19 protein-coding genes and 1 pseudogene are annotated in these 20,640 nt (G+C 41.7%); 12 read left to right on the plus strand and 8 right to left on the minus strand.

From position 1 onward, the window contains the following. Nucleotides 1–277: 277 nt before the first annotated feature. Together H6G74_RS30935 and H6G74_RS12115 are read right to left on the minus strand one after the other, a co-directional pair. The gene (locus tag H6G74_RS30935) at nt 278–571 is read right to left on the minus strand and encodes a hypothetical protein (RefSeq protein WP_206756986.1); all 294 of its coding nucleotides are present in this window, start codon (nt 569–571) and stop codon (nt 278–280) included. Next, the gene (locus tag H6G74_RS12115) at nt 568–726 is read right to left on the minus strand and encodes a hypothetical protein (protein WP_190967909.1); all 159 of its coding nucleotides are present in this window, start codon (nt 724–726) and stop codon (nt 568–570) included. The genes H6G74_RS30935 and H6G74_RS12115 overlap by 4 nt, the downstream gene beginning before the upstream one ends. A 396-nt stretch (nt 727–1,122) precedes the next feature. Between H6G74_RS12115 and H6G74_RS12120 the strand changes: the two genes are divergently transcribed. Then, nucleotides 1,123–2,067: an N-acetylmuramoyl-L-alanine amidase gene (locus H6G74_RS12120; RefSeq protein WP_190967910.1), complete on the plus strand. Its 945-nt coding sequence runs from the start codon at nt 1,123–1,125 to the stop codon at nt 2,065–2,067. 211 nt (nt 2,068–2,278) lie between these two features. Here the strand turns inward: H6G74_RS12120 and H6G74_RS12125 are convergent, their stop codons facing one another. After that, nucleotides 2,279–2,863: a hypothetical protein gene (locus H6G74_RS12125; RefSeq protein ID WP_190967911.1), complete on the minus strand. Its 585-nt coding sequence runs from the start codon at nt 2,861–2,863 to the stop codon at nt 2,279–2,281. Between the two features lie 260 nt (nt 2,864–3,123). On the opposite strand from H6G74_RS12125, the gene H6G74_RS12130 reads away from it, so the two are divergent. Together H6G74_RS12130 and H6G74_RS12135 are read left to right on the plus strand one after the other, a co-directional pair. Further along, nucleotides 3,124–3,777 carry a hypothetical protein gene (locus H6G74_RS12130; RefSeq protein ID WP_190967912.1) on the plus strand — a complete coding sequence of 218 codons (654 nt, stop codon included), beginning with the start codon at nt 3,124–3,126 and terminating at the stop codon, nt 3,775–3,777. A gap of 263 nt (nt 3,778–4,040) precedes the next feature. After that, entirely contained in the window at nt 4,041–5,381 is a 1,341-nt protein-coding gene (locus H6G74_RS12135) for an NAD(P)/FAD-dependent oxidoreductase (RefSeq protein ID WP_190967913.1), read from the plus strand. Nucleotides 5,382–5,404: 23 nt separating this feature from the next. Here H6G74_RS12135 and H6G74_RS12140 read toward each other — a convergent pair. Together H6G74_RS12140 and H6G74_RS12145 are read right to left on the minus strand one after the other, a co-directional pair. After that, nucleotides 5,405–5,611: pseudogene (locus H6G74_RS12140) on the minus strand (HD domain-containing protein); the annotation flags it as partial. A gap of 544 nt (nt 5,612–6,155) precedes the next feature. Continuing rightward, a complete protein-coding gene (locus H6G74_RS12145) occupies nt 6,156–8,372 on the minus strand; it encodes an alkaline phosphatase family protein (RefSeq protein WP_190967914.1) in 2,217 nt (738 codons plus the stop codon). Between the two features lie 182 nt (nt 8,373–8,554). On the opposite strand from H6G74_RS12145, the gene H6G74_RS12150 reads away from it, so the two are divergent. The 4 genes from H6G74_RS12150 to H6G74_RS12165 all read left to right on the plus strand — a co-directional run bounded on the left by H6G74_RS12150 (nt 8,555) and on the right by H6G74_RS12165 (nt 12,605). Continuing rightward, the gene (locus H6G74_RS12150) at nt 8,555–10,900 is read left to right on the plus strand and encodes a GAF domain-containing protein (RefSeq protein ID WP_190967915.1); all 2,346 of its coding nucleotides are present in this window, start codon (nt 8,555–8,557) and stop codon (nt 10,898–10,900) included. A gap of 175 nt (nt 10,901–11,075) precedes the next feature. Next, entirely contained in the window at nt 11,076–11,708 is a 633-nt protein-coding gene (locus H6G74_RS12155; protein ID WP_190675546.1) for a response regulator, read from the plus strand. 156 nt (nt 11,709–11,864) lie between these two features. Next, nucleotides 11,865–12,173 carry a hypothetical protein gene (locus tag H6G74_RS12160; RefSeq protein WP_190967916.1) on the plus strand — a complete coding sequence of 103 codons (309 nt, stop codon included), beginning with the start codon at nt 11,865–11,867 and terminating at the stop codon, nt 12,171–12,173. A 12-nt stretch (nt 12,174–12,185) separates the two neighbouring features. Further along, nucleotides 12,186–12,605 (plus strand): hypothetical protein, encoded by a 420-nt coding sequence (locus H6G74_RS12165; protein ID WP_190967917.1) that lies wholly within the window; start codon nt 12,186–12,188, stop codon nt 12,603–12,605. On the opposite strand, the gene H6G74_RS12170 is transcribed toward H6G74_RS12165, so the two are convergent. After that, entirely contained in the window at nt 12,591–12,776 is a 186-nt protein-coding gene (locus H6G74_RS12170; RefSeq protein ID WP_190967918.1) for a hypothetical protein, read from the minus strand. The genes H6G74_RS12165 and H6G74_RS12170 overlap by 15 nt on opposite strands. Nucleotides 12,777–13,252: 476 nt before the next feature. Between H6G74_RS12170 and H6G74_RS12175 the strand changes: the two genes are divergently transcribed. The 3 genes from H6G74_RS12175 to H6G74_RS12185 are packed head-to-tail and all read left to right on the plus strand — an operon-like array spanning nt 13,253 to nt 16,543. Continuing rightward, nucleotides 13,253–14,815, plus strand: coding sequence for an iron uptake porin (locus tag H6G74_RS12175; protein WP_242051208.1), 1,563 nt, complete (start codon nt 13,253–13,255; stop codon nt 14,813–14,815). 27 nt (nt 14,816–14,842) lie between these two features. After that, nucleotides 14,843–15,412 (plus strand): antibiotic biosynthesis monooxygenase, encoded by a 570-nt coding sequence (locus tag H6G74_RS12180; RefSeq protein ID WP_190967919.1) that lies wholly within the window; start codon nt 14,843–14,845, stop codon nt 15,410–15,412. A gap of 42 nt (nt 15,413–15,454) precedes the next feature. Beyond that, a complete protein-coding gene (locus H6G74_RS12185) occupies nt 15,455–16,543 on the plus strand; it encodes an alkene reductase (protein ID WP_190967920.1) in 1,089 nt (362 codons plus the stop codon). 309 nt (nt 16,544–16,852) lie between these two features. Here the strand turns inward: H6G74_RS12185 and H6G74_RS12190 are convergent, their stop codons facing one another. Next, nucleotides 16,853–18,097, minus strand: coding sequence for an L-lactate MFS transporter (locus tag H6G74_RS12190; RefSeq protein ID WP_190967921.1), 1,245 nt, complete (start codon nt 18,095–18,097; stop codon nt 16,853–16,855). Between the two features lie 188 nt (nt 18,098–18,285). On the opposite strand from H6G74_RS12190, the gene H6G74_RS12195 reads away from it, so the two are divergent. Together H6G74_RS12195 and H6G74_RS12200 are read left to right on the plus strand one after the other, a co-directional pair. Beyond that, nucleotides 18,286–19,191 carry a cation diffusion facilitator family transporter gene (locus tag H6G74_RS12195; protein WP_190967922.1) on the plus strand — a complete coding sequence of 302 codons (906 nt, stop codon included), beginning with the start codon at nt 18,286–18,288 and terminating at the stop codon, nt 19,189–19,191. Nucleotides 19,192–19,513: 322 nt separating this feature from the next. Continuing rightward, entirely contained in the window at nt 19,514–19,747 is a 234-nt protein-coding gene (locus H6G74_RS12200) for a Nif11-like leader peptide family natural product precursor (RefSeq protein WP_190967923.1), read from the plus strand. 192 nt (nt 19,748–19,939) lie between these two features. Here H6G74_RS12200 and H6G74_RS12205 read toward each other — a convergent pair whose 3' ends face one another. Next, nucleotides 19,940–20,173: a hypothetical protein gene (locus H6G74_RS12205; RefSeq protein ID WP_062298174.1), complete on the minus strand. Its 234-nt coding sequence runs from the start codon at nt 20,171–20,173 to the stop codon at nt 19,940–19,942. Nucleotides 20,174–20,640 lie beyond the last annotated feature (467 nt).

The following is a 20,640-nucleotide window of genomic DNA, read 5'->3' on the forward strand; positions in this document are numbered from 1 at the left end:
AAATCGCTGTACTGATAGGTAATACCACTACACGAAGATGAATTCCGGAAACAGAGGAAAAATTTTTTGGGAATTTGTCTAACTATTTTGGACAATACTCATACACAACTGACAACCCCAGCCTTTAGGATTTAAAAGGAGAGTCTGGTTGTGAAAACGGATGAACGATACATTGGGTAGTTGGGAAGAATGGGTAACTGTCTTGAGTTATGTGGCGTTTACTGTGTTTATCATTGGTTGTGTGTTTGCCACCCAGAGAAAATAACTTTGATAAAAGTCAGGGTTTTTTGAAAAAGTTACAGATGAACTGGCCAGGGTCTTGATTTTCCAATGGTACAAAAGTCCCATCTGACTGAATTTTGACTTTTTGACGGCAGTTGTACACTTCAAGGGGTGTTTTTTCACCATCTACGCTAAGAACTACCCGATATTCCCAATAATTTTTGGCGCTGCGGTTAATACTGAGAATGCAAATCTGATGACCATTGTAATTACGGCATACAGAAGCATAAGCGGGAAAGATGTAGAAATTGGAGAGTATAAGTAGGAATATCAGGACAAAATATTTCATCTGGTGCAATTTCTGGAAAATCCACTCTCATCGGTTGAGATGTTGTAAGCCATGTCTCCAATAAGCGTTAGCACAACAACTGTTAATAGGCATTTTAGCGGCGATCGCACCTTCATCAGCACAAAATTTGCTAATTTTTGCCGTTCATGTGGCATAAGCTAAGATAGCCCTCATGATTTGAGTTATAAAGTGAACTTAAATATCTGAAAAAGCAGTCTAGCTCACATGCTATTCTTAACTTGTTTTGCTGCAACCAGATGCGGAGGTAAAGTTCTAGCAGTTCTCAAATCAAATGAATGAGCCTGATTCCACTATATTATTGACATAAAATGGAGGGGGTATTTTTTTCTGGTTAAAAAATAAACAAATTATTATAATTCCGTTTATGTTAATAAATAAAGTAAATAACAATTAGTGTTTGTTAAAATAAAAATGGCATAAGTAGAATTTTATTATAAATAGTATATTTAGGGAAATCATAGATTGCTTGCAAGCAGATTTTTAAGCTTTCAAGCCTTAAATTAGTATCAAATAAAAACAAGGAACAGCGCATGAAATTTGGAATCGATATCGGACATAACTCTCCACCAGATACAGGTGCTAGAGGCATCAAAGTAGAAGATAACTTAACACTAGAAGTAGGCAATAAAGTTATAGCAAAACTCAAAGCATTGGGTCATGAAGTCATACCCTGTAGGCCAGACCGCCCGACATCTTCGGTGAAAGATTCACTTTCACAAAGAGTAAATAAAGCTAATGCTAATCGAGTTGAACTTTTTGTATCGATACATTTTAATGCCTTTAACGGTAAGGCCAACGGTACAGAAGTCTTTGGAGGTAGTGATACCAGTAGAAGAATAGCGAAATCTGTCTTAGATGAAATTATCAAACTAGGCTTTTTTAATCGCGGTGTTAAAAGTGGTTCTCACTTATTTGTTATCCGCAATACAAATATGCCAGCGATTCTTATTGAATGTTGCTTTATTGATTCGCAAAAAGATATTAATTTGTTTAACTCAGAAACAATGGCTAACGCTATTGTTAAAGGTTTAACAGGTCAAGTACCAACTACTCCAGTTCCGCCTGTACCAGATGAAGAACAGAATGTTGATACAACAACCCTCAGATTACAAAAAGCTTTAAATCGGTTAAAAATTACTGATAAAAATGGTAAGCCCTTAGTAGAAGATAATATGTTGGGCGAAATCACGAGTTCTGCTGTAGAAAATTTTCAAAAAATTGTTGGTATAGCCTCATCTGGTGTAGCTAACACATCTACATGGAATGCAATTAATTTGATTTTGGCTAAACGTATCATCCGCCCAAACCATGCTGGTGGAACGGTTGTGAGATACTTACAATACCGCGTCGGTGTGGAAACTGATGGGATTTATGGGCCACAAACAGAAGCAGCAATTAAGAAATATCAGCAGCAAAATGGTTTAACTGCTGATGGAATTGTTGGGCCAAATACTTGGCAAAAATTAATTGGCTAATTATTAGCAGTAAAGTCAGGCAAAATAAAATTTTTATTTTGCCTGGAGAAATTAGTTCAATTAAGAGAATAGTAGGTTGGGTGTAGCGATAGCGTAACCCAACAAAGTATGCGTGAATGTTGGGTTACGTTCCTCCACCCAACCTACACCAGTCTAAGTTGTTGCCTTAACTGAACTGTATTGTCCTATAAAATATTTTGCTTGGAGAAATTTAGCCACGATTTTTTTCTAATAGCAGCATCATAATTAAACTTAATAAAATCTGTTGTTCTTCGCGATCGCTAATTTGATCAACAGCTTTAATAATAAATTCCCGCGATAAGAAAGTCGGAATTTTTTCCAACCGCATCACCACCGTACCATCCGCCCGACTCACCAAATAGACAGGGTTGAACACGAAACCCGTAAACATACCCAAAACGGGAATTTCTGCAAATAAAGCATCTGCAACCTTCACCCAAGGATTTTTTTCTTGGATAGTTAAATAAGTATTTTCGCCATCAAAAATGTCATATCGCGCCCGCCAAATAGATTTTAAACCGCGACGTTTGACAGCGCCGATATTTGTACCGTTAGTGTCGCTAAATTCATAACGAGCCGAAAAATCAATAACGCGATCGGCTTTGATGTAGTATTGAGGGTTAGTTTGTTCAGCATCAGCAAAAATTGTTATAGCTTCTTTGAGCTTAAAAAGTTTCTGTTTAACGTAGAAAACTAAATTACCCTGAGCGTTAACAATAGAGATTTGCGGTGCTAATGCCCAAAATTTAAATGTAAGTTCCAAAGGATACTGCATAATTCAGTAGAAGCAACAAGGTTGATTGCTCTATTAATCCCAAAAGCAGTAAATAACCAATGTTTTTGTAACTAATATATACAAACTGAGACATTAATTAGTTTATGTTACCGCGTTCGGGACGTTGTTAATGATCGTGGATGGTAGGAATTTTTCAAAAATTTGCCGAGAGGCTGCATAAAAAAATCTAGGTCAACCTATTGAGTTAGTGAAGGGGTTAAACCCCAGAAACAAACACTAAAACATTAGGAGACCAGATTATGAAATTCCGCCATCTCACCAGTTCTTTGTTGACCGCTACTGCACTTTTGACCACTACATTCCCCGCTTTTGCTGGCCCCTTTGATGTTAGACCATCTGGAATATTCCGCCCCGCTAATGTGGTTCCTGGGGCTGTTGGTAATGTAAATGTGAATAAATCTACACCCAGCACACCCAGCAACCCAGTAGGTAATAGTGAAATTCAAGGCTTGGGCGACCATCAATCTTGGGTTGACCACAACACTCTTGCCAATGACCCCCGCGCTTTGTGTAGTGATGTTGGCTTGGGTAACAACACCCGCACTAGTTCCAGCAAAATTGCTTTAGCAAATTCTACTAGCACTCGTTCCAGTTCTTCTCGTAGTCATAATGATGGTGGTGGCGGTGGTGTCAGTATTTTTGGAATTGGAGTTAGCGGTAGTGGTGCTAGTCAAGGTAGTCAAAATAATAGTGAATCTCGTGATAGTCGCACCAACCGCACCGAAGAAAATAGCAGTAGTTCTGCAACTGTAGTTCAAGGTAAAAATTGCGATGCTTTTGTGGATGCTGCTGCGGCTAGAGATATCAACTACCAAGACAACTTAACCCGCCGCTATGAAATTAAAACAGGTCGTCGCGGACAACAAGTTAACCAACTACTGGAAGATAAGTAATACCATGTGCGATATTAGCTTGGACAAGATGTCTAAGATGTCCAAGCTACAAGAGATATAAAAATAATTAACCTGAAAAAGCCAAGGTTAGCGCCTTGGCAATTCTCATTCTGACTTCTGAATCCTGACTTCTAAATTCTGCTGTAGTTTTAACTACTTTTCTGATTTTTTAAATAGTGCTAAATAAGCGGCAACCTAATTATATTGCTGTTACATCTTTGTTAAGAAAAGTTACAACGCTCTTAACACAAGGAAATATTATTATGGTTGTCACAGGTGAGAAGAATACCAAACATCAGGTAGTAATTGTAGGTGGTGGCTTTGGGGGATTATATACAGCAAAATATCTGGCTAACGCAAATGTAAACGTTACTCTCATTGATAAACGGAACTTCCATTTATTTCAGCCACTGTTATATCAAGTTGCTACAGGTACGCTATCACCTGGTGATATTTCCTCACCATTACGAGCTGTATTCAGCAAAAGTAAGAATACTCAGGTATTGTTAGGAGAAGTCAGTGATATTGACCCAAAAGCTCAAAAAGTGATGATGGGTAATCAGGTAATACCCTATGACACTTTAATTGTGGCGACGGGTGCAAATCATTCTTATTTTGGTAAAGAACACTGGAAAGACTTGGCTCCTGGCTTAAAAACTGTGGAAGATGCTATCGAAATGCGCCGCCGGATATTTGGTGCATTTGAAGCAGCCGAAAAAGAAACTGATCCTGAAAAGCGTAGTGCTTGGTTGACTTTTGTGATTGTGGGTGGTGGCCCTACAGGTGTAGAATTAGCGGGTGCGATCGCGGAGTTGGCATACAAAACTCTCAAAGAAGACTTCCGCAGTATCGATACATCCGAAACCAAAATTTTACTATTGCAAGGTGGCGATCGCATTCTGCCACACATTTCACCAGATTTGTCAGAAGAAGCAACCGCATCTTTGAGAAAGTTAGGTGTGGTGATTAACACTAAAACCAGAGTCACCGACATTGAAAATGACATTGTTACTTTCAAGCAAAACGGTGAAGTTAGTTCCATTCACTCCAAAACTATCTTATGGGCAGCAGGTGTGAAAGGTTCGACAATGGGGAAAATTTTAGCAGAACGTACAGATGTAGAACTTGATCATGCTGGACGTGTAGTTGTAGAACCAGACTTGACTGTTAGAGATTACAAAAACATTTTCGTGATTGGAGATTTAGCTAACTTTTCCCATCAAGATGGCAAACCCTTACCTGGTGTTGCACCAGTCGCCAAACAACAAGGAGAATATGTAGCTAAACTGATTAGACGACGCTGGAGAGGTTCGACTTTGCCACAATTCCATTACAACGATGTTGGTAGTTTGGCAATGATTGGGCAGAATTTAGCTGTTGTCGATTTAGGTTTCCTTCAACTTACAGGTTTCCCAGCTTGGGTATTTTGGCTCATAATTCACATCTATTTCTTAATTGAGTTTGACACTAAATTACTCGTAGTATTCCAGTGGGCTTGGAACTATATCACTCGAAATCGTCGCTCTAGATTAATTACAGGCCGAGAAGCATTTACAGAACCGCAAACACCTGTTAACAAGAGCAGTCGTTTACTAGATGCTTAAATCGGGTTTGTTGAACAAGTTCTTTGGTAAGGTGGTTTGGGGTATGTGTCAGATTCAGTGCAACCATCGACTATAGCAACAACTTTCTCACCGAAACGCTGGCGGATTTCTTCACGGGTGGATTTTCCACCTTGGTCTTCAATACTATCATGTAGTAAAGCTGCGATCGCCTCTTGTTCTGTTCCGCCAGCTTCTAAAACCAGTGCTGCAACACTAAGTAAATGTTTAATCAACAATGTTATGATGTTGCCTCACGTTGTGAATGCGTCGCCTCACATTGTGAATGTACCAAGTCACATTGTTAATGTGTTGCCTTGCATTGTGAATGTACCAAGTCACGTTGTTAATGTGTCGTTTCACATTGTTAATGCACTGGGTTACACTCATTAATTAATCATGATAGTCTTTGAGTGAACAGAATATAAAGCAATCTATTGGTTCAAGTCAATTTTTTGAACGAACCGCAAAGAGCGCAAAGGGCGCAAAGAGAAAGAAGAGATTACTAACTAAATCTGTGTATATAGTAGAAGTATAAGGCAATACAGTTTAGTTAAAGCAACAATTTAGACTGGTGTAGGTTGGGTGGAGGAACGGAACCCAACATTATCAAGACTTTGTTGGGTTACGCTATCGCTATACCCAACCTACTATTCTTTTAAGTGAACCGTATTGGAATATAAAAAAGGAAAAGTTTTTTTAGCTACTTGATTGCAACTAAAATGTTATTTGTTGGGTAAAGCGATCGCTCCACCCGACAAACTTTTTGATAACCTGTTACCTATCACCTCTTCCTTGAATATTTAAAGCTCGTCCTTGAACTGTGGGAGCAGAGGGAACGTTTAGTAAACTGTTGATGGTTGGGGCAATATCAATATTGCGAATCCTGCCAATGTTACCACGGCGCTGAATGTCAGGGCCAGCAGCATAAAAGATGGCGCTGAGACTGGGAATTGTGGGATCATAACCATGCGCGCCGTAGAAATTTGGTACAGAAAATACAGAGTTATCATTGTCTCCTAAACGGGTGATGATGGGGCTTTGTGTACCATCAAAGTTGTATCCCGATCGCATAATTGCAAACACATCACCAGTATCTTGACCGACAAATTCGCTTGTACCCAAGCCAAATTTTGGATCGTTGACATCGCTGGGTAATGGGCGGGGGTAAATTAAGTCAAAGACTGCTTGTTGTCTTCCCCGGACGTAATTAGGATTGGTATCGAGCAATTCTCGCAATGCTGTGATGAGTTGCTGTTGTAGGGTAATATATTCTGCACGACTGACAACACCATTAGGTTCACGTCCTTGGAGATTAATATAAATGTTGGCGGCTGGCCCTGATGTGACGGCGCGGACTTTAGTTAAATCAAAGCCGCGATTTCTTAGGTAATTATTTAAGTTAACTGCTGTGTGAAAGGGGGCAAAGCCGTGATCGGAAACAACTAAAATGTTACTGTTGGGTGTACCTTGGCGATTTGTCCCTACTGCGTCGATGATGCGCTGAACGGCATTATCAGCAGCTTGATAACCGGCTTGTACATAAGTTCTATATCGCGCTACTTTGGCTTTATCTTGTCTAGCGCCAATGGATAATGGATTGGTCGGATCACTAGGTTGACGGGAATCAGTTAATAAAAACTGGTGTTCTGAGCCATCTGGTTGTTCAATATAAACCATGACTAAATCTGCATTGGGATTTTGGTTAATGGCTCTCAATGCGAGTCGAGTTTGATAATCTACAAACAGTTGTACTTGGTCTTCGTAAATATCTTCTAATTCGCTGTCGGGGAAAGTGGTAAATCCTGGGCTGAGGCGTTCTGGAATACGGAAATCAGCTTGGGGAGACCAAAAACCAACGTTACTAAGAACATCATCGACAGTAGTTTGTACGGCGGGATTGCGAGGAATTGCATTCGCAGAATAACGTGCAATGCGAACAGTACTTAAATCGGGTGCAAGATTGCTGACGTAAAACGCTGTACCTGCTTGATTAGAACTGCCTTCTAAATAAAATAAACTAGATTTGCGATCGCTCGCCTGCACATAAGCCGGGCCAGTTGCAGGTAAACTAAAAGTCCCTGTGGGAATACCAAGTTGAGCATCAAAAAATACTAATGTGTCATAATTGGTGCGGCGATCGTCTGTTGTATCTAGTGCTGCAACTTGAATATCATAGTTGACACCACCAACAGTAAACTGATCATTTAAACTTGCTTGTAAAATTGGGCTGTAAGAAATTCTGCCTGCGTTATTCAATTGTGTCACTATCAAACTAGCCGCAGAACTAAAGTTAGCAGTAGTTAAACTAAAACCCCTCGCACCTACCCCCGCAAACGCCCCAAAGGGAACGGTGTAAGATACAGTTCTGGTGCTGGCTGGTTGAATAATTGGGCTATTAGTCAAACCAGGAACGCGCACATCAACTCCATCTGCACCGGGAAAGGTAGCCGCGACTACTTGTTTACCATTGCGCTGAAGCCCGACCCAAATCGGTTCCGCCGTTGGTTGTACACTGGCGCTAGGGCCGATTGTGGAATAACCGCCAATTGGTGCGCCAAAACCACTAATGTTAGAGGTAAAGGGACTGGCAACTAAGTGGAATGTATTAGTATTAATATCATTGCGGGCAGCAGTGGAACCTGTACCAATAGCTACGTGACAAGCCGCAGTTAAAGAGGCACTACAAGTAATATTTCTTTCCGCATAAACACCTTGTCTTCTGAGTAATCCCAATCCTTGGCGGCGATTTAATACACCGTCTCTTAAGTACTGCTCGACAAAATCGGGTGTGGCACCATCGAGAGAAATTAAAATGACTTTGGGGCTTGGTGTATTGGCTACTGGTTGAGCCGCAATAGAATGCACACCTAAACTTAAGAAAACAGTCGCCAGCACTATTGCAGATAAGCGGAAAAATAACTTATGTCTAAAAGTCTGCCTTAGCCACTGCCATGTTTGATTTATGCCATAAAATTTTAAATACTTGCTCACTTGTCCTCCGTTAGTCTGCGACCGTCATTTGTGTAGGATGATTGCAGCTCAAAGTTTATTGACAGTACGTTAACGAAAGACTATGAAAATTTTAAGCCGAGAATTCTATCGGAATTTGGTTTGATGGGTGAATAGACAAGGGAGAGAGGGGAGACAAGGTAGACAAGGGGGATCAGGGACAATTGTTAGCGCCGAATTATTTGGAAGAAAATAGTAATGGAATGCGATCGCACTTTGGCGATCGCATTTTAGAAGCCACAACTATAGCGGTGAATGCTTTACTTAGCATTGATAACTTTGATGAAGCGGTGAAGACGGCTTTACAAGTGATGGGTGAAAGTTTAGATTGCGATCGCTTGGGTGTGATTGAACATTTTCCCATTCCATTATCTACTCTACCGGGTTGGCGATCGCTGTATGAATGGAATGCACCGAATATCATTGCTCAAATCTCCCATCCCACAACAGCCCAAGGAACCTACGCCGGGATTGAGGAATGGTATCAACGCCTGCAAGCAGGTGAAAGTATTAGCTGTTTGCTAGAAGAAATACCAGAACCGTTTCGTAGTGGACAAGCTGCAATTGGTGTGAAAGCATTGTTCGCTGTGCCGATTTTTGTCGAAGAACTATTTTGGGGAGTTTTGAGTTTTGATCACTGTCGTCAAGTCAAACACACCAGCACCGCCGAATTAACATTGTTAAAAACCGCCGCCGCTTGTATTGGTAGTGCCATTCAGCGTCAACGTATCCGCCAAACCGAACAAAAACGCACAGAAGAATTAGCAAAAGTTAACCAAGAGTTACAACAGCGCGATCGCTTACTTTCTGTAGTTGCTCAAGTTACCAAAAATCTCCTAGACACCGAAGATATTGATATCGCAATTCCTCAAGCTTTACAAGCGATCGGTGAAGTTGCCAAAATTAGTCGCGTGCAAGTCATCCTCGAACGCCAAAACCCAAGCACTCAAAAATTACAACACTGCATCACTTATGAGTGGGTAGCTGGAGGTATTTCTCCCCAAATTCATCATCCAACAATGGCAATTATTGATAATGATGATGCCGAAATTTTACTGCGAGAACTACATGCAGGTCGTTCCATCTGGTATTTAGTAGATGACTTACCCCATCCCCTCAAAGCGCAATTCCAATCACTCAACATTAAATCTTCTGGAGGTGTACCCCTATTCATTGAAGGACGCTACATCGGTTCTGTGGCTTTTGATGATTGTGTTACGCCGCGCCATTGGAGTCAGCAAGAAATGGATGTCCTCACCACTGCGGCGGAGGGAATTGGAGCCGCGCTGCATCGCAAACAATTAGTAGCACATCTGATTCAAGAACGCGCCAGTACTGTAGAAAAACGAGTCGCAGAATTAGTCAGAGCCAATGAATCACTGCGTGGTTGTGTGAATCGATTGGCAGATGAACCAGATTTAGAAACATTCTGGGAACATATTTTACTAGAAGCCTCCGCCCAAGCTAAATCCTATGCCGCCGCTTTGTTTTTGTATGACGCATCAACTAACACTAGTTTGATGAAACGTTATGTCAGAGAAGGTAAAGTGATTCCCATCCACACAGATCCCGAATTTGTGCAGTTTCGCCTGCCAATTTCTGCAAATATTTTTTCCTATTGGCAAGAGGCGCTATTTAAAGGCGAGGTAATTTTTTTTAATGTCGAAGATAACAAGAAACTGCTCGGCGCAAGAATTAAATGGCATCGCGCTCAAGGACATCGTTCTATTGTACGTGTACCTTTAATTTTGGGCGATCGCCCCTTGGGATTCATTGGTTTATGTTTTCAAGAACCCAGAACTAGCTTACCTGCAAATATTGAATTGATTATCGCCCTAGCACAGCAAGCCACCTTAGCCATCCATTTAACTTCTCTCGCTGAACAAAGTCGTCAAGCCGCAATTTTAGAAGAACGCAACCGCATGGCTAGAGAAATTCATGATACTTTAGCGCAAGCTTTCACTGGTGTGATCGTTCAATTGGGTGCAGCTTCCCGCATCATTCCCCAAGATTTACCAGAAGTCCAAGAACATATCACCCAAGCCAGAGAACTAGCGCGGGAAGGTTTAGCCGAAGCGAGGCGTTCGGTAAATGCCCTACGTCCCCAAATTTTAGAAACGCAGAATTTACCCACAGCCTTTCATCACCTCGTAACGCAGATGTCGGCGGTGATTGACACTCAGATTATCTGCAAAATCATCGGGGAAGCTTATCCCTTAACAGTCGATGTTGAAAATAACTTGTTACGCATTGGCCAAGAAGCATTGACAAACGCCATTAAACATGCGTTTGCTAGTGAAATTGTGATTGAATTAGTGTATGAACCGACGCAATTGATTTTAAGGGTGAAAGACAATGGCAAAGGATTTGCACCAGAGAGTTTAGCTGTTGTTAAAGGTTTTGGCTTGATGGGAATCAAAGAAAGAAGCGATCGCATCAAAGCTCAGTTAACCATTAAAAGTTTGCCACAACCAGGCACAGAAATTACCATCCTGATTCGTCGAGACTAAACCTGGATTTCTCACAAGAGAGAAATCCAGGGGGGTGGGAGGTGTGGGAAGGGTGGGAAGTGTGGGAGGTGTGGGAGGATGGTGAAGAAATCTTTCCCCCCTCTCTTCCCACACTCCCCTCTCTTCCCACACTCCCCTCTCTCCCCACACTCCCCACCCATAATTCGGATAAACCATGACTGACAACCAACCCATCCGCATCTTGATAGTTGACGATCATCCCGTCGTGCGTCAAGGTTTAGCCGCCATGATTGACCGCGAATCAGATATGACAGTTGTCGGACAAGTTTGTAATGGATATCAAGCAGTAGAAATATTTCCCCAACTACAACCTGATGTCACCTTAATGGATTTGCGAATGCCAGAAATGGACGGCGTTGCAGCAATTACCGCTATTTGTCGGGAATTTGCCAATGCTAACATTATTGTCCTCACCACCTACGACGGCGACGAAGATATTTATCGCGGCTTGAAAGCTGGCGCGAAGGGTTATTTACTCAAAGATGCCGAACCAGATGAATTACTCTTAGCAATTCGCATCGTCAACACCGGACAAAAATACATTCCCACATCCGTCGGCGCTAAATTAGCCGAACGAGTAGGAATATTGCAACTCAGCAGTCGAGAACTCGAAGTCATCCGGTTGATGTCCACAGGGAAAACCAACCAAGAAATTGCAGCAGTATTGCAGATTTCCGAAGGCACTGTGAAATATCACGTTAATCATATTCTCAGCAAACTAGGCGTAAGCGATCGCATTCAAGCCGTAATTACCGCCCTCAAACGCGGAATTGTCACGTTGCACTGAATAAGAAATCAGGAGTCAGAATGAACACCAAGCGGAGTCGAGGTGTTGATAGCATCGTTTTTTGTGGTAATTAATATTGAGTAATTCAGTAACTTTTTTGCTTAACTGAGTTACTTGACTCAAATAAATTATGCTTTCAATTTCAGTATTAATTTAATGGAAGCTTTACCAGATAATTGGGCAGATATTCAACCTGATACTGTATATATTTCAATCAGTGGTCTACTAGTCTCATTTGCAAGTGAACAAATAAAGTTGGGGTTAAAATATGATCAAAAGGGGAAACATTTAAAAGCTATCGAGAAAGGGCAAGTCTCCCCTCGCGGGAATATTGGCTTGGTTGCTTCCCAAGAATCAGGCTACGATTTGAAATCTAAAGTCTTAGGTAAAGGTGGCGACCGCCGATTTCATGCAAAATTTCTTGATGGTATATTACACTTCCCTGGTTGGATAACAGAACATTAAACACACATAGTTATGACCATGCTCGAATTAAAAAATCATCAAGTCTGGCAAGATTTAACTGAAATCTTAGAAAATTTAGATACTAATTTTCTTGTACAAGAACATCTTAATCAATCTGATTATCAAGTGTGCGGTTACTGGGATGAACAAGATGAATATTATGAAACAATTACTTTGCCTCGTACCCTAGAAGCCAAATTAGTTAGCAGTTCTATTGGCTTTACTCACACTGAACGTTTTTTACAACTAAAGTTTTCACTCATAATTGATGCTACTGCTCATCCCAAAATTGCCAGTAATAAAGCTCAAAAACTTGGTGAATTAGTTCTTATTTATAATGAAAATCTAGAATTTGTTGATGAAAATTGGCTTTTAAATGTCGATTCTCCAATGCTTATAAAGTCATCTATAGCAGTCTTAAATCATTTGTAAAATTTCTATATCTTTTTCTTCTTTCTTACCTTTGCGTCCTACCCTGCGGGAAGCCGCTTGCGCGTCTAAGGCGTTCTTGGTGAAGCAGTCCAGTCTTGGGGGTTTCCCCCATGAGGAACTGCTGAACCCGGAGGGCGGTTCGTTTCCATATCTATGTTTTTCACGACTCATTTAGGATTGCCATAGCACAGGCTGGCGTAAATAACCAGACCATAAAAAATTGCTAAAAAGCTTCTGGTATCACTATTCCAGGACTTACGCAAAATCATGAAAAAACGTAGACGCGATAGCGGTGAAGCAGTGCGTTGGGCGGGTTCCCCGACTTGAAGCAACTGCTGAACCCGAAGGGCTTCCCGCAGGGTAGGACACGAAGTTAAGAGGATTTGAGAGGGTTCTTGCGTAAGTCCTATATTCTTTCTTTTTACTTTTGCCTTTTTACTTTTACCTTTTTCCACTAGCCAAAAGTTAAGGTCATATCCCCATCTCTGAGTTAGTCATCAACTCACCTTGTGGTCTATGTAAAACTTCAACTTTGGACTAGGGACAAATGTTAGCCGATTTTATAAAGTAATAGCAATTTGAAATCCGTTGATTCTGCGCCAGTTTTATTGAGATCACGTCGTGCTAATTCTACAATGCTCAAACTTATGACGTTGTTACTAGTCAGCAGCATGACTGTGATGGCTAATGTAACCATTTCCTACGCCTTACCGCCTATAGAAGCATCTGATATTGAGAATTTCTCAGAGCCGAATATTTTAGAGCAAGTCCCGACTGTTAGCCAATTCGCAGATGTGCAACCTACAGACTGGGCTTTTGTGGCACTGCGATCGCTCGTTGAAAAATATGGCATCATTTCTGGTTATCCTGATGGAACATATCGAGGTAATCGGGCGATGAGTCGATATGAATTCGTTGCGGGTTTAAATCTTGCTCTCACACAAATTCATCAACTCATCGCGGCGGGTGATACCGTTTCCCCAGAAGACTTGACATTATTACAAAAACTCCAAACAGAATTTGCGGCAGAATTAACCACCTTGCGATCGCAAGTTGAGCAGTTAGAAGCCCAAACAACTGTATTAGCATCCCAGCAGTTTTCTACAACCACAAAACTATCAACCCAAGTCATCATCGCTGGAAATGCAGGTGGATATACAAGCGATCGCATTATTGCCCCTAGAGGTGCTGTAATTACCGAAAATCAACCAAATGCCACCATAATCTACCGAGTTAGCCTCAATTTCAACACCAGTTTTACAGGTAAAGACTTATTACAGGTACGCTTAGTAACTGGTAGCGGTAGTGCTGATGACAACACAGCAGGTTTTTTAGAACCGAATTTGGGAAGTACTCTAGAGTTTTCCATCCCTGGTAGAAATAACCAAATCAGCCTAGCGCGTCTTTATTACACTTTCCCCCTGGCTCAAGACTTGAGTTTAACCTTGGGGCCATCAATTACCGCCCCCGATTTTGTTGATAAAAATCGCTATGCCAACCTGAGTTTTCTGGATTTTTCTACTCAAGCCTTAGTCAATAACTATGTACTGTTTCCCAGAGCCAGAGGCGCAGGTGCGTTTCTGGAGTGGAATCCAGGTGCAGGAGCTTTACATTTACGCGGAGTTTACCTTGCTGGCGATGCTAACAATACCCTACCAGAGAATGCCCAATTGTTTGGCGGTGGTAGACCACAAGACATTCGCCTATTTCCCGTTGGGGGTGGTGGTGCGACAGGCGGTTTATTTGGCGATCCTTACCAGGGAATCATCGAATTAGAATATGCACCGAGTCAGAGTTGGGCGCTACGTCTGCAATATGGCGGGGGCAGAATTTTTGGCAGTGATTTTGCCGCTTTCGGAGTCAATTTTGACTGGGCATTGAGTAATCGCTTGGGTGTATTTGGTCGATATGGCTACAGTTCTTACAGTAATACCACTGTCGGCGATATTCACCCAAATTATTGGATGGCAGGGTTGGCTTTTCCTAATTTATTCGTGAACCGAGCCATAGCCGGCATTGCGATCGGTCAGCCATTAATTGAAAATGCTGTGGGTAATGCAACTCAAACTAATTTTGAAGCCTTTTATAATTTCCCCCTAACAGAGCGAATCCGCATCACTCCCTTAATCCAAGTCATTACCAACCCCGCCAATCAAGATGCTAACGGCACCATTATTAGCGGCACTATGCGAATGGTTTTATCGTTTTAACCTTTTTCTTGATGACAAATCCAGCCTATGAAAGAACCATGTCAATATCCATCGCCTGGTGTAATTGCGATCGCTCGGCGTGTCAAACCAGGATTAGAAGAAGCTTTTGAAGAAGCAACCAAAGGCGTGATTCTCGCAGCCAGCACGTTTCCCGGCTATATGGGAAGCGATGTTTTATATCCCCTAACGAAAAAAGGCGAGTGGCAGTTAATTTTGCGGTTTGACACTGCTAAACATTTACAAGAGTGGGAAGAATCGGTAATTTGTCAAGCTTGGATTGCTCGCGCCGAAGCTCTCACAGTAGATGGAGCCAAGGTGATGCGCGTCAATAGCTTAGAAGCTTGGTTTGCTCTCCCAGAAATCCCCAACGCCTCACCGCCACCCAAATGGAAAACCGCAATTGTCAGTGCAGTTGGTCTTTATCCTGTGATTTCGACTCTGCCGAATTTTCTCAGACCAATTACCAGTGAGCTACCGATTTGGATAGCTAGTCTGGTGAACATTAGCATCATGATGCCCTTGATGACTTGGGTGATTATGCCCCAAGTCACACGTTTATTTAAAGGTTGGCTTTATCCATCTAAAAGCAAGAAGTAATACTCATTCCTTTCTCAACCAATCACAAAGGACAAAGAACAAATGACCAACAATCAAGATTTATTCTCACCCATCCAGCTTGGTGACTACACATTACCCAACCGAATTGTTATGGCTCCGATGACGCGCAATCGGGCTGGGGAAGGCAATGCACCCACACCACTGAATGCTACATACTACGCTCAACGTGCCACGGCTGGGTTGATTGTCACGGAAGGTTCGCAAGTATCACCCCAAGCTCTGGGTTATCCGGCTACACCAGGAATTCACTCTCAAGCACAAATTACAGGTTGGCAAGAAGTGACAAGAGCAGTACATAGTGCAGGTGGCAGAATCTTTTTGCAACTATGGCATACAGGACGCATTTCTCACCCTTCATTACAAGCAGATGGCGCATTACCTGTTGCTCCTTCAGCGATCGCACCTGCTGGTAAGGCTATGACTTACACTGGTGATCAACCCTTTGTTACACCTCGCCCCTTGGATTTAGAAGAGATTCCTAGTGTCATTGATCAATTCCGTCAAGGTGCGAAGAATGCTCTAGAAGCTGGTTTCGATGGTGTGGAAATTCACGGAGCTTTTGGGTATCTAATTGATCAGTTTTTACAAGATGGCACTAATCAACGCAGCGATCGCTATGGTGGTTCCATTGAAAATCGGGCGCGGTTTCTGTTGGAAGTCACAGAAGCAGTATGTAGCGTTTGGGGTTCAGCGCGGGTAGGCGTGAAACTATCACCCAGCAACACATTTAACGATATCCATGATTCTGATCCGAAATCAACATTCAGCTATGCGATCGCTGCCCTCAAGAACTTTAATTTAGGATATCTGCATTTAATGGAACCCACACCAGCCGATATTCGCCACGGTGGTAAACCAATTCCGGTTGCAGAATTTCGCCCTTTATATCCCGGTGTGTTGATTGCCAATGGTGGTTATGATAAACAAAAAGGTAATGCTGCGATCGCAAATGGCATTGCAGACTTAATTTCCTTTGGTGCATTATTCCTCGCCAATCCCGACTTACCCAAACGTTTCCAGTTAGATGCACCCCTAAACCCAGGCGATCGTAATACCTACTATGGTGGTGATGAAAAAGGTTACACAGACTATCCTTTTTTACCCTCTTAGTGCTGAGTGCTGAGTCAAGAAAAATTACTCAGCACTTTGTGATCACATATCTTGCACCTAGCCCCGACGAATGGAATTCGCGGCTATAAAAACGAAGTCCGCCTACGCGGACTAACGTAAATTCAAGCCTTTTGAGCCTGCGGAGGCAGGCTTTGTTTGTGTAGCCGCGATTTTAATCGTCAGGTGCAAGATGTGTGTGATCCTATAGCAATCCTAAATCATCTCTAAACATCTCTCCCTTGTCTACCCTGTCTCCCTTGTCTCCCTTGTCTTTATTCTTCACATACCAAAAACCTTAAACTCTCAATCTCAATTAGCTTGACTAATCGTAGAACCAGAAAAGCTCCGTTTGAGCATAAACACAGATAACACAATTCCTAAAATTGCCAGTGCTGTCGTTGGATAAAAGAAAACTGTATAACTGCCAAAAATATCACGAATTCTGCCAGCTAACAAAGTTCCGCCTAATGCACCTGCGCCATAAGCTGTGAAAACTAAACCGTAATTTTTGGCATAGTCGGCGGCGGAGAACAAAATTAAGGTGGTAGTAGGAGCGATCGCTAACCAGCCACCAAAGGAAAAGTAAAATAGGGAAAACGCTATTAAATAAGTAGCGACAGTTCCTTGGCCAGCCTTTAGCATCATCAACGATGCAATTAATACTAAAGTAAAAGAAACAATAGCAGCTAACTTCGGACTAAAACGATCAGTAAACCAGCCAAAAAATATTCTTCCTAAAGCATTAAACACAGCAAATAAAGAAACTGTACTGGCGGCTGTGGTTGCATCTAGTTTAATGATTTCTTGAGCTAAAGGGCTAGAAATACCAATTGCTGCCAATCCTGAGAATGTGCCGATGGTGTAGCATAACCACAAACCGTAAAATGCTGGTGTTTGTAATATTGTCTCGGAATTGGTGAGTGATGTAGTTCCCGAAACTGCAACATTGGGATTCCAATCGGCTGGTTTCCAATCTGGAGGCGGTGTTTTTAAAACAGTGGCGATCGCTAAAATAATCAGTGTAAAAGTTATACCTAAAATCACAAAAGTTTGCCGCACTCCGTAAGCATCAATCAGTGATTTTGCCAAAGGTGCAGTAATTAACGGCGACAGCCCAAAACCAATCACAGTTAAACCCACTGCAATACCTTTTTTATCAGGAAACCACTTAGCGATTACAGCTAACGGTACACCATAAACTATACCTACACCCGCACCAGCGATCGCACCATAAGTCAAAGTTAATAATTGTAAATTGCCATCCAAACTCGACAAAACATAACCCAGTCCCATAATTACACCACCAACTGCGGTAATCTTCCGAGAACCAAAGCGGTTAATGTAAAAGCCAGTAATTGGCATCAATATGGCAAACATAATTAACAAAACCGTAAATGGCAACAAACTTTCTGTTGCATTAATATTCAGTAATTTTTCGAGAGGTTTTCTAAAAATACTCCATGAATAAACAGTGCCAAGACAAAGTAAAACAATTGCACCTAAAGGAATTAGCAACCATCTGCCTTTTTCTACGGGCATACCAAAAAGCCGCATATATTACATCTATCCTGTGAAATTATTTTTTCAACAGTATCTCACCTTTTGGTCTGGAAAATAATTGGAACCAATACTTCTCAAATCACTTCCTAGCCCGTGTTAAAAAAACCTAAAAGTCTGGAGATAGATAAAACTAACAGCTAAATTTGTTACAGTTACCTAGCGATCGCAGTTAAGTAGTTTGAATGAGTAGCCAAGCAGCCCGCACCTACGCTTTTTTATCAATTGCAGCAGCAGTTGTAACTATTGGTTTAAAGTTTGGAGCTTACCTACTAACAGGATCAGTAGGGCTACTTTCTGATGCTATTGAATCATGTGTAAATTTACTGGCTGCACTAGTAGCATTATGGGCATTGACTTATGCAGCGAAACCCGCCGATGCTGAACATACCTTTGGACATTCTAAAGCTGAGTATTTTTCGAGCGGTGCTGAAGGCGCACTGATTGTTGTGGCAGCTATGAGCATTGCTCTAGAAGCTTGGGGACGCTTGCAGCATCCCGAACCACTGACTCAACTAGGATTAGGGCTAGTGTTGTCATTATTAGCCACAGTAGTGAATGGTGTAGTGGCTGTTGTCTTACTCAGAGCCGGCAAACGCTTACGTTCAATTACCTTGCGAGCAGATGCTCATCACCTCTTAACTGATGTCTGGACTTCTGGTGGTGTGATACTCGGAATTTTTCTGGTGCAGGTAACAGGTTGGTTGGTACTTGACCCCATCATTGCCCTCTTGGTAGCAGTTAATATTATTTGGGCAGGATTTAATTTACTGCGGGAAACCTTTTCTGGACTACTAGACACGGCTTTACCAAAAGAAGAACAAGAAATTATCCGGCAGATATTTAGTGAATACAAACATCAAAATATCCAGTTTCATGCCATGCGCTCTCGGTTAGCAGGAGTCCGTCGCTTTATTTCCTTTCACGTATTAGTACCAGGAGCTTGGACAGTACGCCAAGGACATGATCTATGTGAGGAGATTGAATTGAAAATTATTCAAGCACTACCAGGAAGTAGCGTTATTACTCACCTTGAGCCTGTAGAAGACCCTATATCTTGGGATGATCTGGAATTGGAACGTCTGAGTTAGCAGTAACAGGACTGACATACAAAAATTGTTTGTAGAGACTGGGTGTCAGGGTTTAAGGGTATCAGCACTCAGCACTATTTCGGTAATCAGCCACAAGTAGTATGAAAAAACTGAGATGTCGTTAATTTTTCTTTCTTAGGGTACAAGACATCTCAAGAAAAAATAATGCACATTAAAAGTAGTGCGAAAATTCTCAAATTACGATTCATATTTAATTTCTGAAAAAAAGTATACCCGACAAATACTTTTGCCTACTCTCTACTCTCCACTGACACAGATAATTCCACAAAACAAAATAGATTACTGTAGGAGATGAATTATTATGGCACTACAAAATGCTGCAAGATTCTTTAAGGCAGTCAAAGCAGATCAAGCGTTGCAACAAAAACTCAAAGCCACAGCCAACCCCGAAGCATTTGTCAAAATGGCGAAAGAACGTGGCTATGATTTCACAGTCGCAGAATTAGAAGCTGAAATAGATCATTTATCACCCGAAGATTTAGCTGCGATCGTGAATCCAGGCTGGGGGCCAAGACGGCATATTAATCCCAGATAGTTCTGGAAATAACAGGCAAAAAGCCTCTACTAAAGACATAAACAGGATTTACACACCAAGATTGTCTGTGGAAATTGGGTGTAGGGGTGTATGTATCAAACACCTCTACACCTTTACACCTTGTCCAAATCCTTGATTTTCCATCTCACTGCGTAAGTCCTAGATAATTTGCATAGGCTTTTTGTCTTTGATTTATGATGCTGAACGCGCCTGTGCTAAATCACGTATCAGCAAAGTCTTAGAATTAATGTAATCCGTCAAATTCAAAGTTTCTTCATAATTTAGAACTTTGTTGCTTTCAATCTGTCCTAACAACAACTTAACCAAGTCTTTGTCATTAAGCCCAAGAAGAGTACTGCTTTGGGTTTGTTCCACTACAGCCCAAAACTGACGTAATATTTTGGAGTTGACAACGCACATCTTCATTACCATCGCTCCTGGCTGAAATGAACTCAGATCAGTGCTGACACAATCTAAAGAAAATCTTAAATTATTGGGTTTAGCAGAATCTCATATATTACAAAAACTTATTAATTATATTTAGATTTACATATTCAACAAAATTTATTCATTAAAACCTTCGTCTTTCGCCAGTCCTAAACCCTTTCACACGCCAGTTTGCTCAAGTCGGGAAACCCCCAAGACTGCGCTACCTTACTACGCAACTGGCTCCCCTTCACCCAGTTTCCACAGACAATCTTGGTGCGTAAGTCCTATGTATTGGACTCATATTTGATTTCTGCAAAAAATCAGTACACCCACAAAATGCTCTTTCCTACTGTTGGGTAAGGTTTGAGCGTCACCGCTCTCCCCTCCCCTGAGAACCGTGCGTGAGACTTTCGTACTCACACGGCTCAAGCCTTACTTCAAGCGAGTTGACTTGGTTTTTGAAT

The sequence above is a fragment of the Nostoc spongiaeforme FACHB-130 genome (genome assembly GCF_014698475.1).
GTDB classification, from domain to species: Bacteria; Cyanobacteriota; Cyanobacteriia; order Cyanobacteriales; family Nostocaceae; genus Nostoc_B; species Nostoc_B spongiaeforme.